General features: G+C 40.4%; 9 protein-coding genes. 6 read left to right on the top strand and 3 right to left on the bottom strand.

The window, feature by feature from the left end; genetic code table 11:
* Positions 1 to 342: 342 nt before the first annotated feature.
* The 3 genes from hemG to AKG98_RS10285 are packed head-to-tail and all read right to left on the bottom strand — an operon-like array spanning position 343 to position 2,972.
* On the bottom strand, positions 343 to 858 hold the full coding sequence (gene hemG / locus AKG98_RS10295) for a menaquinone-dependent protoporphyrinogen IX dehydrogenase (protein WP_067045318.1): 516 nt from the start codon (positions 856 to 858) through the stop codon (positions 343 to 345).
* A gap of 14 nt (positions 859 to 872) precedes the next feature.
* Positions 873 to 2,330 carry a TrkH family potassium uptake protein gene (locus AKG98_RS10290; RefSeq protein ID WP_067045315.1) on the bottom strand — a complete coding sequence of 486 codons (1,458 nt, stop codon included), beginning with the start codon at positions 2,328 to 2,330 and terminating at the stop codon, positions 873 to 875.
* 21 nt (positions 2,331 to 2,351) lie between these two features.
* Positions 2,352 to 2,972, bottom strand: a complete 621-nt coding sequence (locus AKG98_RS10285; RefSeq protein WP_067045312.1) for a YigZ family protein — start codon at positions 2,970 to 2,972, stop codon at positions 2,352 to 2,354.
* A 496-nt stretch (positions 2,973 to 3,468) separates the two neighbouring features.
* On the opposite strand from AKG98_RS10285, the gene fadB reads away from it, so the two are divergent.
* The 6 genes from fadB (at position 3,469) to yccS (ending at position 12,619) form a co-directional block, all read left to right on the top strand.
* Positions 3,469 to 5,613, top strand: coding sequence for a fatty acid oxidation complex subunit alpha FadB (gene fadB / locus AKG98_RS10280; RefSeq protein WP_067045308.1), 2,145 nt, complete (start codon positions 3,469 to 3,471; stop codon positions 5,611 to 5,613).
* A 21-nt stretch (positions 5,614 to 5,634) separates the two neighbouring features.
* Complete coding sequence (gene fadA, locus AKG98_RS10275) at positions 5,635 to 6,804, top strand: acetyl-CoA C-acyltransferase FadA (RefSeq protein WP_067045305.1); 1,170 nt, start codon at positions 5,635 to 5,637, stop codon at positions 6,802 to 6,804.
* A 153-nt stretch (positions 6,805 to 6,957) separates the two neighbouring features.
* On the top strand, positions 6,958 to 7,671 hold the full coding sequence (locus AKG98_RS10270) for a response regulator (RefSeq protein ID WP_067045302.1): 714 nt from the start codon (positions 6,958 to 6,960) through the stop codon (positions 7,669 to 7,671).
* Positions 7,661 to 9,124, top strand: coding sequence for an ATP-binding protein (locus AKG98_RS10265; protein WP_067045299.1), 1,464 nt, complete (start codon positions 7,661 to 7,663; stop codon positions 9,122 to 9,124). The genes AKG98_RS10270 and AKG98_RS10265 overlap by 11 nt, the downstream gene beginning before the upstream one ends.
* 2 nt (positions 9,125 to 9,126) lie before the next feature.
* Entirely contained in the window at positions 9,127 to 10,395 is a 1,269-nt protein-coding gene (locus AKG98_RS10260) for an ABC transporter substrate-binding protein (protein WP_067045296.1), read from the top strand.
* Between the two features lie 46 nt (positions 10,396 to 10,441).
* A complete protein-coding gene (gene yccS / locus AKG98_RS10255) occupies positions 10,442 to 12,619 on the top strand; it encodes a YccS family putative transporter (protein WP_067045293.1) in 2,178 nt (725 codons plus the stop codon).
* The last annotated feature ends 3 nt before the right edge of the window (positions 12,620 to 12,622 follow it).

Here is a 12,622-nt window from a genome sequence, read left to right as displayed (position 1 = left end):
TCTGCAAGTGCTCACACAGATTGCTTGAATAAATTGTTAAAGAGCATTGACCTTGACGTCTTTCGTCGTGGTCAGGCTGCGTATTCTACGCAAACCGAATTTGAAGTCAAGCATATATTTATGCTTTATTCAGGACGCTTAAAAAGTAACCGGGGTCGATTTTAAACACCTTTACTGAGCGACGTTTGCCGTGTCAGTGGGCGCTATTATAGATAAAACAATTTGATAGGCAAGCATTTCAACGTCAGGCATTACAAATATTATTACATGAGCGATTAACCAACGACCACTGGTTAAATTTAACGCTGAACGTCAATGTATCGTTATATTAAGCAAACTAATCTATAAGGTTTTCGCAAATGACTTCACTTTAGCCCAATCAGTAAACTCAATATCTTTCGTCTTATCAGTACTACCTCCGGTTATTTTCATAATCAACTGGATAATAAGTGTTTGCCACCAATTATATTTTGAATATAACAATGCGCCTGCAAATACGGCTTGCTGCTTGGGTACCCAATTCGACTTTTCTAAAAATGCCTGCATATATGCATTCGTTTCAGGGGTATTCTTTTCAGCTTTTCTTGCGGTTAAGTTTACACAGAAAAAACTATTCTCTTTTGCTTCAAGCTCTGCTTTATGCGTCGCAACAAATTGATAGAGCTTTTTATTCAAATGACCATAACGTACAGAGCCACCAATAACGACTTTATCAAAAATAGCCATATCAAGATGCTGGCATTCTTCAAGGCTCATAACTTCACAATGATACTTATTGGCAATAGACTCCTCGATAGCTTTAATTATCTTTAAGGTTTGACCATCAACGGTAGAATACAGTACTAACATTTTTTTCATTTATATGATTCCATTTAACTACGCCAGAAAGCTGGAGTAAATAAAATTAATAAGGTAAAGACTTCTAAACGACCAAACAACATAGCGACAACTAATATCCATTTTGCACTGTCATTAACGTCACCAAAATGTACCGCAACTTGTCCGAGTCCCGGCCCTAAGTTATTTAATGTTGCAACCACAGCAGAAAAGGCCGATAGCTCATCCATACCGGTCGCGATCAATGCCAACATACAAATAACAAATACTAAGGCATAAGCAGAAAAGAATCCCCAAACCGCATCGATAACACGATCGGGTAATACTTTTTTGCCTAATTTAATCTTATATACGGCACGAGGATGTACTAAACGTTTCATTTCGCGCATACCTTGTAAATAAAGTAATAGGATACGCACCACCTTCATACCACCACCAGTAGAACCAGCACAACCACCAATGAAACTCGAAAACACAAGCAGTACAGGCAAGAACAATGGCCAATCGTGGAAACTAGTCGTCGTAAATCCTGCAGTTGTTGAAATTGACACGGCCTGAAAAACAGCTTTGTCTAGTGCCATTTCAGGGGAATCATAAACACCTTTAGACAAGAGGATAAAGAAGCAAATAGCCACAAGCGTAAGCTGCACAAATAAGAATGTACGTAATTCCGGATCATGTAAGTAAGCGCCAGGTTTAAAACCTTTAATTGAGAATGCGGCAAAATGCAGTGAAAAGTTCATCCCCGCAATAATTAAGAACACCACAGTGATCATATTAATAATCGAACTATCAAAATGACCCATACTACTATCGTGTGTAGAGAAACCACCGATTGCAATAGTCGAAAAGCTATGCGCAATAGCATCAAAAATAGTCATTCCTGCCAGCCAAAATGCCATTGCGCAAATAACTGTAAGACATAAATAAATATACCAAAGTGCTTTTGCTGTTTCAGCAATACGAGGCGTCATCTTAGAGTCTTTGACTGGGCCGGGGGTTTCTGCACGATAAAGCTGCATACCACCAATACCTAAAACAGGTAATACGGCAACAGCAAGTACAATAATACCCATACCACCTAGCCATTGTAAAAACTGGCGATAAAACAGCAATGCTTTAGGTAATTCATCAAGTCCAACTATAACGGTTGCACCTGTTGTTGTTAAACCAGAGAAAGATTCAAAGAATGCACCAGCGACACTGAGATCTGGTTGATCGGAAAGAATAAAAGGTAACGCACCAACACTCCCTAGTACTGTCCAAAACAAAACTACAATCAGGAAACCATCTTTAGCTTTTAATTCTTTTTTATAATTGCGGTTTTGGTACCATACGATACTGCCTAACGTGACACAAAAAGCAAACGAATTAATGAAGACGAGACCACCACCATCCTTATATATTGCGGCGATCAGTGCAGGGAATATCATGGTTACACTAAAGATGGTAACTAATATCCCAACAATTCTTAAAATTGCCCTGAATTGCATTATTATTTTTTTCCCTAAATATTAATCGACCACTTTGACATTAACTTGGCCATTCGTTTTATTTTTAACCGCAATAATAAACGCTTGCGTATGTCTTGCATCAACATCAAGCTGCATTATTACTTGTTCACCATATTCGGCATGTTTTAATTTACCATTATATACTGAAAATAAGCGCTCTATTGCGGCTATTTGAGCATAATCACAAGTTAAATTAAGTTCTGCATATATAAAACATTCAATAGGATCAATCAATTTTAATACTTGTTGTACACCGCCTGCATATGCACGCGCTAACCCTCCAGTACCTAATTTAATTCCACCATAATAACGTACAACAACCGCGGTCATTTCCCCTACGTCACAGCCCATTAAGCAATGAAGAATAGGCTTACCCGCGGTACCTGAAGGTTCACCGTCATCACTAAAACCATATTGTTGCCCGTCACTGGGGCGTCCAGCAACAAATGCCCAACAATGATGACGCGCATCAGGGTGTTGTGCTTTGATTGTCCGAACAAATTGCTCGGCTATTTGGCGTCCTTTGGTTGGTGCTAGATAAGTAATAAAACGGCTTTTTTTTATTTCTTCAGTATATTCATAGGCCTGCTCTAAAACAAAATAAGGGCTATTCGCTATCATTTAAATCCTGTGTATTTGGTGCTGATGAGATACTCATCGCTATTCTACTGTTATATGCCTGTTGATAATAGCAGGTTCAGGATCACAAATTTTAAAAGTTAAGTGATGGTCATTTTTTTTTATTAAACATTCATCAACAAACATCTAACAATTAAAAACAGTTGTAAGCCGAACTATATGGGGCACACAAAACCAAAAAACAACAACATTAAAGAGTTAACCACCAAAAACAAGCTTAAACAAAGTGCTTAGTGCTAAACTGAAAGACAAATAACTTATTTTACGAGTATTGTCACCCTCTCTATCCCTCCCAACAACTATACTACTTAGTGATTAGATTAGTATGACCCCTTCGATAAAAATTTAAACAGTCGTTTAAAATAAGTGTTGAAATATTGTTAGATTATCGACAGAATGAGATCAACCAGTGCCCTACATAGCTGGTAAATAGCAAACGGAGCTGATGATCACCATCGCTTTAGCAAGGAGAAACGTAATGATTTACCAAGCCGAACAACTCTCGGTCACTCTATTAGAAGATGGCATCGCAGAATTAAAATATGACGCGAAAGGCCCTGTTAATAAATTTGATCAAGCAACATTACAAGCATTAACTGAAGCTGTAAAAGTATTACAGACTAATTCAGACATTAAAGGATTAATTCAAACATCAGGTAAAGGTGCATTCATCGTTGGCGCTGATATCACTGAATTCCTTGAACTCTTTAAACTACCTGACGCTGAATTATTAGGTTGGTTGGAACAAGCAAATGCAGTATTCAATGCCATTGAAGACCTGCCATATCCAACAATCTCAGCCGTAAACGGTCATGCACTGGGCGGTGGTTGTGAAGCAATTCTTGCAACAGACTTCCGTGTAGCAGACACAACAGCACGTATCGGTTTACCTGAGACTAAATTAGGTATCATGCCTGGTTTCGGTGGCACAGTACGTTTACCACGCCTGATCGGTGCAGATAATGCTGTTGAATGGATCACAACAGGTAAAGATTATAAAGCACCTGCGGCCCTTAAATTTGGCACTGTAGATGCGGTTGTAGCACCTGAAAAATTACGTGATGCAGCACTATCAATGGTTAAAGATGCGATTGCAGGAAAACTTGACTGGCAATCACGTCGTGCGCAAAAACAAGCACCATTAGGTTTAAATAAAATTGAAGCAACAATGAGCTTCTCTACTGCACTAGGCATGGTATACGCGAAAGCAGGTAAACATTACCCAGCACCGACTGCAGCAGTGAAGACTATTGAAGCAGCAGCAAGAATGGAGCGTACAGGTGCACTTGGTGTAGAAGCAGCAACATTCATTAAACTTGCTAAAACAGATGCTGCACAAGCATTAGTTGGCTTATTCTTAAGTGACCAAGCATTAAAAGCAGGCGCGAAGAAAGCAGCAAAAGCAGGTAAAACAACAAATAAAGCCGCTGTACTTGGCGCTGGCATTATGGGTGGCGGTATCGCTTACCAATCAGCGGTTAAAGGCACACCTGTTATCATGAAAGATATCAATGATGCAGCACTTGACCTAGGTATGGCGACAGCGTCTGGTTTATTAACAACGCAACTTAAGCGTGGCCGTATTGACGGTACTAAACTGGCTAAAGTTATTTCTTCAATCACACCAACACTAAGCTATAACTCAGTTGATGAAGCTGACATTATCGTAGAAGCGGTTGTTGAAAATCCAAAAATTAAAGCGGCTGTATTAGCTGAATTGGAAGATAACGTAAGTGCAGACACAGTCATCACTTCAAATACGTCGACGATTCCAATTAACGTACTAGCGAAGAGCTTAAAACGCCCTGAACAATTCTGTGGTATGCACTTCTTCAACCCAGTCCACAAAATGCCACTTGTAGAAATCATCCGTGGTGAGAAATCATCTGATGAAACAATTGCTACAACAGTTGCATACGCAGCAAAAATGGGTAAAACACCTATCGTGGTAAACGACTGCCCAGGGTTCTTCGTTAACCGCGTATTATTCCCATACTTCTTCGGTTTCTCAAAACTCATCGCTGATGGCGCTGATTTTGTTGCTGTAGATAAAGTAATGGAAAAAGAGTTCGGCTGGCCAATGGGTCCTGCATACCTACTCGACGTTGTAGGTATTGATACTGGTCACCATGCAGCAGCGGTTATGGCTGACGGTTTCCCAGAGCGTATGGCTAAAACAGGCAAAGATTCTATCGATGTGATGTTCGAAGCAACGCGTTATGGTCAGAAGAATGGTGTAGGTTTCTACTCTTACGCAAAAGACCGTCGTGGTCGCGTACAAAAAACACCAGATGCAAAAAGCTATGAACTGCTTGCTGAAGTGGCAAGCGAGAAAGCTGATTTCTCGAAAGATGACATTATTGCTCGCTGCATGATCCCAATGATTAACGAAGTTGTTCGTTGTCTTGAAGAAGGTATTGTTGCTACGCCAGGTGATGCTGATATGGCACTTATTTATGGTATTGGTTTCCCTCCATTCCGTGGCGGTGTGTTCCGTTATCTAGACACGATGGGACTAGATAAATACATTGCATTAGCAGATTCATTTGCTGATTTAGGACCACTTTACCAAGTAACTGATGGCTTGCGTCAACGCGCAGCTGACGGCAAAACTTTTTACTAAGACACGAACGAGGATAATAAAATGAGAGATGTAGTTGTAATCGATTGCCTACGTACACCTATGGGTCGTTCTAAAGCCGGTGCATTCCGTCACGTTCGTGCTGAAGATCTATCTGCAAAATTAATGAAAGGCTTACTTGACCGTAACCCTAAAGTCGATCCAAATGACATCGAAGATGTTTATTGGGGTTGTGTTCAGCAAACGCTAGAGCAAGGTTTTAATATCGCCCGTAATGCTTCATTACTTGCAGGTATCCCTATCACAGCAGGCGCAACAACCGTTAACCGTCTATGTGGTTCATCAATGCAAGCTATCCATGATGCAACGCGTGCTATCGCGATGGGCGACGGTGACGTCATGATCATTGGTGGTGTAGAGCACATGGGGCACGTACCGATGAACCACGGTGTTGATTTCCACGTTGGTCTGGCTAAATCTACTGCGAAAGCAGCGGGTATGATGGGTCTAACAGCTGAAATGTTAGGTAAAATGCATGGTATTACACGTGAACAACAAGATGCATTTGCTGTTCGTTCACACAAATTAGCACAAGCAGCGACTGTTTCAGGTCGTTTTAAACGTGAAATTCTGCCTATCGAAGGTCACGATGCTGATGGCGTATTAAAATTGTATGATTTCGATGAAGTAATTCGTCCAGAAACAACAATGGAAAGCCTCGCTGGTTTACGTCCTGTATTTGATCCAGTAAACGGTACCGTAACCGCCGGTACGTCATCTGCGTTATCAGATGGTGCTTCAGCGATGTTACTTATGTCTGCTGACAAAGCCAAAGAACTGGGTCTTAAGCCACGTGCAAGAATTGTTTCAATGGCTGTCGCAGGTTGTGACCCATCAATCATGGGTTACGGTCCAGTACCAGCAACGAAGAAAGCACTTAAGCGTGCAGGTCTAACCATTGACGATATCGATGTATTCGAATTAAACGAAGCATTCGCAGCGCAATCTTTACCTTGTGTTAAAGATCTTGGCTTAGAAGATGTTGTTGATACTAAGATTAACCTTAACGGTGGCGCAATCTCATTAGGTCACCCTCTAGGTTGTTCTGGTTCACGTATCTCAACTACGCTTGTTAACGAACTTGAAGTTCAAGGCGGTAGATATGGTCTAGCGACTATGTGTATCGGTCTTGGTCAAGGTATCGCGACTATCTTTGAGCGTATCGAAGACTAAAAACAACGGTATAAAACATACGGTTAGTTAATCTATATCAAGCCAACTATGACGATAGTTGGCTTTTTTATGTTCTTCTTAAAATGTTCTTCTTGAAATTTCCCCCTCCAAGCGGTTCAATACAAGTTACGCAATGTAAATAATGGACTGGGCATGAGCACAAAAAAGCAAATATTAGTAGTTGACGATGACGTTGAGATCAAAGAATTACTCAGTGAATATCTCGAACAAGCTGGATTTTCAGTGCTGACAGCCGGTGAAGGCAAAGAAATGCAACGTGTCTTAGCCACCAATACACCCGACCTGATTGTCTTAGATGTGATGATGCCAGGTGATGATGGTTTTACTTTATGCCAAAAAATTCGCCGAACCTCACAAGTACCGATAATCATGTTAACAGCAAACTCAGATGAAGCTGATCGCATTGTCGGTTTAGAAATTGGCGCTGATGATTACATGGCTAAACCGTTTAGTCCGCGAGAATTGCTGGCGCGAATCAAAGCCTTATTACGCCGTTCAAGTTACACCAAACCAACGCAAGGTCGCTATTTTGTTTTTGCTCATTGGAAACTTGATACATTAACACGCCAATTAATTAATCAACATGATAGCAGTACAACAGAACTGTCAGGCAGTGAATTCAATATGCTGAAACTGTTTGTAACTAACCCAAATCAAGTACTGAGTCGTGATGCCCTTTCGGATGCGACCCGCGGTCGAGAAGCGCTCCCCCTCGAGCGAGGCATCGATATTCAACTCAGTCGATTACGTCAAAAACTAGGAGATAATAGTAAAAGTCCGACCTTGATAAAGACCATCCGCGGTCGTGGTTATGTCTTGATCACCGAAGTTTCCTATGACGCTTAAAGAGCATATTTACCGCCAACTGCCCAGCTCTTTAGTCTCTAGAATGTTATTACTGACACTGTTATCAATCGCCACCGCGCAGTTAATTTCAACCAGTATTTGGTATAATTTTAGTAAAGATAAAGAACTCGAAGGATTAAAAAACACCGCGAAAAGCATGGCTCAAAATATAGCCTCGACCGCAACCTTCTTTAATTCCTTACCCTTGCAATATCGTCACATCGTATTAGAACAGTTACGCGATTTTGGTGGCAGCCGCTATTTTGTATCATTAAATGAAGTTGAAATTAACATCGTTCCCGTTGCCAACAGTGAAATGAAACGTGTAGTACTCGATGAATTTCAGCGTGTGCTCGGTAATAAACTGGGTAATAATATCGTCATTAAAACGGAATTTTCTCACCCCAAAACCTTACACGTATTAAACAACGATATCCTGTTATCCGAATTACCTCGTTCTTGGGCACACTACTCACTCACGCTAGAACCGTTAAACCCACCCGTATTAGTAATACAAATGATGTTAGCACCTGATGAATGGCTATATATCGCCGCATTGCTACCGGCACCTTATGTATCCCTTAATGATACATTGGTAAGTAATGATCAACTGTTTTTCATCTTTCTTATCACAGCTAATTTAATGTGGATGATCTACATATTAGTGCGCTGGCAAACCAAACCACTTAAAAAATTGGCAGCGGCAGCGGCGACATTAAGCCAAGATCTAGACCAACCTCTGCTTGAAGAAAAAGGCGCATCGGAATTAGTGATTGCCACTAAAGCATTTAACCGTATGCACTTACGAATAAAGCGTTATATTGACGATCGAGAACGTTTATTTCGTTCTATATCTCACGATTTAAAAACCCCTATCACGCGACTACGTTTACGGGCAGAGTTACTCAATGACGATGTAAAAACAGCGAAATTCAATAATGATCTCGACCAATTAGAAATGATGGTTAAAGGGGCTCTGCAGTGTGTGAAAGATACCGATATTCACGAAAACAGTGCACCCATTGATATACAAGAGTTACTGTATGAGATCACTGAACATCATAATCACAGTACCGAAAAAGTGACCTTTGCATTTCCAAAACTGGCCATTCACTATTATGGAAAACCCCTTGCAATCAAACGCTGTCTAACTAATTTGGTTGAAAATGGCATCAAATATGGGGAGTTCTTACACCTGATCGTAGAACAACAACAAGAACACATCGTCATTTGCCTGATTGATTCAGGTCCTGGTATTCCAGAAGATATGTTAGAAGATATTTTTACACCTTATACACGTATAGCTCAAGATAGTGAAGGATCAGGGTTAGGTTTAAGTATTGCTCGCAGTATAGCGAGTGCCCATGGCGGTACACTCACCTTACACAATCGAGAAAATTCAGGATTAAAAGTGATCTTACGACTCCCGCACAAACCATCATCACGGATATAATAATGAGCACCATCATAAGTAATCGCATCCAACGACTCTTTATACTACTGAGTGTTTTATTCACTTCCCCTGCAATAGCAAGCCAAGTAGAAGTATTACATTGGTGGACATCCGGTGGTGAACTTGATGCCCTCAGCGAACTACAAAATAAAGTCGAAGAAACAGATAATACCTGGCTCGACTTTGCCATTAAAGGTGGCGGTGGTAATAGTGCGTTAACGGTATTACGTTCGCGAGCGGTATCGGGGAATCCACCTACAGCAGCATTAATCAAAGGCCATAATATTCAAGAATGGGCAAAGCTGGGCTTTCTTACCTCGTTAGACGACATCGCCAAACAGGAACAATGGGACGCTAAACTCCCAGCCTTCATTAAGCCGGTGATGAAATACCAAGGGCATTACGTGGCAGTACCGATTAATATTCATCGTATTAATTGGTTATGGTTCAATGAAACAATTTTTAACAAAACGAACATTGCTATTCCCCGCGATCTCACCGAGTTGATCACGGCATTACCACAGCTTGAAGTCGCTGGTTACTTACCAATAGCCCATACATCTGAACCCTGGGCTGATGCGATTTTATTTGAGTCCATCAGTTTATCGATTCTTGGTGCAGAGCAATATAAGCAGGCTTTTGTCGACCTTAATCCACAAGTATTATCATCATCAGCGATGATCCAAGCTTTTGCTAAATTACGCATGATATCGTTATTCATCGATGTAAATGCCAAAAATCGGACTTGGGAGCAGTCCACTAAACTCTTGATTGAAGATCAAGCAGCGATACAAATCATGGGTGATTGGGTCGCGGGTAAATTACTCCAAGAAAAGCAGCAATTAAATACTAAAATCCACTGTATCCCCTTCCCTGGCACTGCAGGTATATTTAGCTACAATGTTGATAGTTTTGCTTTTTTTAAATTAAAAAGTGTATCATCAGAAGTCAAAAAAGCACAAAATACCCTAGCGAGTATCATATTGACCCCTGAGTTACAGCGTGATTTTAACGCCAAAAAAGGTTCACTACCCATTATTGATACAGCCGATAAGCGTAATTTTAATGCTTGTACGCAGCAGGCATACCAAGACTATCAACAAGCAACCCGAGACAACACATTAGTACCTACCTTTTCTCAGGCAATGGCAACGACAACCTATGTGCAGTCAGCAATAACACGGGTAATCAGTAGTTTTATTTATGATAAAAGTATTACTAATGAAGCGGCAGTAGTACAACTCGCCAATGCCATTAAAGCAGCACAGTAAAACACAGAACAACGTGAACACTATTTTTATAAGGGACTAATCACGCATGCTACAGCAATGGCGAAAGCTGACTTATTTAACAGCCAACAGTAATTTTTTTATTGCGCTAAAAGCATTTTTAGCATCAATAACCTTATTGATCCCTGGCTATTTCCTCGAATTATCGGCCTTTTCAGTTACTGCCGTACTCGGTATTGTGGCCGCGGTAATTTCAGAAGGTGATGACAGCATTAAGCAGCGTATTATTAATAGTTTACTGGCGTTATTTTGCTTTGCAGTCTCCTCATTATTAGTCAGCCTGCTATTCCCTTATCCTTTATTTTTTTTAATTGGCAGTTGTTTATTTAGCTTTGCGATCATCATTCTTGGTTCCTTAGGTAAACGCTATGTCACCATCAGTTTTGCTACTTTGATGATTGCAGTTTATACCATGCTAGGATTAAGCCATGATGCTGAATCCGCAACGTTACTCACTACTGAAGTCGAATTTAATCCTTATTCTTTACTCCTCATTGCCGGTGCGGCTTGGTATTTTATTATCTCGACAGTACTGCTTAAGGTAACTTTATATAACCCGATCAGAGAGCAATTAGCTGACATTTATTTTTCACTGGGGTTATACCAACAAGAAAAAGCCAAATTTTTCTCACAAAAAAAACATGACCATAAAACCATTCGCCATACTTTATCGACGTTGAATATTAATATCGTCAATGCCATGTCGGCATGTCGTACTAACATTGACTACCATATGGATAAAAGTCTATCCCATGAACTTCAACACCTGATACACCTTTATCAAGAAGCGCAAGAACTCCATGAAAAAATGACATCCAGCCATTTTCATTATGATTCACTAAAACGTAATTTAAATAACGATTTGATTATCAGTGGGTTTGAGCAGGTGTTAAAACAACTGGCTAACGCTTGCACACAAAGGGCTAATGCAACGCTATACAAGCAAGCTTATGCACATGATAATGGCCTGACGTGGTCATTGGCTATTTTAAAACAAGAATTGCTGACATTAGAAAAATCTGTGGAATGGCAACTCTTTGGCCCGCTAAAATTATTGTTTCGTAATTTATGCAAGGCTGATGAGCTATTAATTAATAGCGAGCCCACAAGTGAGCATGAATTCTTAGTCATGGCGCCACGTGAGCGATTATCAATAAAACAACGACTCACTAACGCATTACACTTATCCAGCCCAGTATTCCGCCATGCCATTCGCTTAACCATCGGTATCGCATTAGGAATAGGGATTATTTTTGCTTCTGATCTACATGGATATTGGGTGGTGTTAACGACATTATTTGTGCTTCAGCCCAGTTACAGTGCGACTCGACTTAAATTAAAACAGCGTATCACAGGTACGTTGATGGGCATCATCATCGGTGCTATTTTGCTCTACCTGTTCCCGACAGAACGTAGTCAGTTATTATTATTGGCAATATCGGCATTCTTGTTCTTTTATTATTTACGTAAAAATTACAGTCGCGCGGTTACCTATATAACATTGCTGGTATTACTGGCCTTTAACGTGCTTTACCAACAAGGTTATATCGTGACGCTCCCACGTATAATCGATACCTTAACGGGTTGTAGTATTGCCTACCTACTGGTTAAATTAGTACTGCCAAATTGGCAATATAAGCAATTCCCGAAGTATTTGGTCGAAGCGATCACCGCTAATCAGGCTTACTTTCACGAGATCATTAATCAATATGTCTCAGGGAAAAACAATGAATTACCGTATCGCGTTTCGCGCCGTAAAGCCTATGTAGCAGATAGCCACTTGACCGCCTCTTGGAAAGACATGCAAGTTGAGCCTAACGATAAGCGGCATAAACTGAATCATGTTTACGATATTTCTCGTCGGAACCATGCCATGTTATCGGCATTATCTGCATTAGGCGTACACAGAAATAAAATTATTGATGTGAGATTACAACAAGACCTACGCCTAGTGGAGCAAATGATTACTCAGGCGTTAGCACAAACGAAAAACACTATTTTGTCGCCAATCAATGATAATAACTTTTATATTAGTGAGCTTGAGAAGTTACTCAAACGCTATGAAAATGATGATAATAAACATACGCTATTATTAATTCAGAAACTGAAACAGATTGCAGAAATTACTGAAGAGTTGCAGATCATGGCAGATGAGATGAATCTCGTTGCAGATACTCCTGCACGCAGTAACGTGCAAGAGTCATGAACG

Source organism: Moritella sp. JT01 (genome assembly GCF_001574435.1).
GTDB lineage: Bacteria > Pseudomonadota > Gammaproteobacteria > Enterobacterales > Moritellaceae > Moritella.
The sequence above is the reverse complement of the archived record's forward strand: the minus strand, read 5'-3'. Positions and strand labels throughout refer to the sequence as shown.

Coding starts and splice junctions, on each gene's coding strand:
- hemG (WP_067045318.1), bottom strand. CDS start 858: ATGAAAAAAATGTTAGTACTGTATTCTACCGTTGATGGTCAAACCTTA.
- AKG98_RS10290 (WP_067045315.1), bottom strand. CDS start 2,330: ATGCAATTCAGGGCAATTTTAAGAATTGTTGGGATATTAGTTACCATC.
- AKG98_RS10285 (WP_067045312.1), bottom strand. CDS start 2,972: ATGATAGCGAATAGCCCTTATTTTGTTTTAGAGCAGGCCTATGAATAT.
- fadB (WP_067045308.1), top strand. CDS start 3,469: ATGATTTACCAAGCCGAACAACTCTCGGTCACTCTATTAGAAGATGGC.
- fadA (WP_067045305.1), top strand. CDS start 5,635: ATGAGAGATGTAGTTGTAATCGATTGCCTACGTACACCTATGGGTCGT.
- AKG98_RS10270 (WP_067045302.1), top strand. CDS start 6,958: ATGAGCACAAAAAAGCAAATATTAGTAGTTGACGATGACGTTGAGATC.
- AKG98_RS10265 (WP_067045299.1), top strand. CDS start 7,661: ATGACGCTTAAAGAGCATATTTACCGCCAACTGCCCAGCTCTTTAGTC.
- AKG98_RS10260 (WP_067045296.1), top strand. CDS start 9,127: ATGAGCACCATCATAAGTAATCGCATCCAACGACTCTTTATACTACTG.
- yccS (WP_067045293.1), top strand. CDS start 10,442: ATGCTACAGCAATGGCGAAAGCTGACTTATTTAACAGCCAACAGTAAT.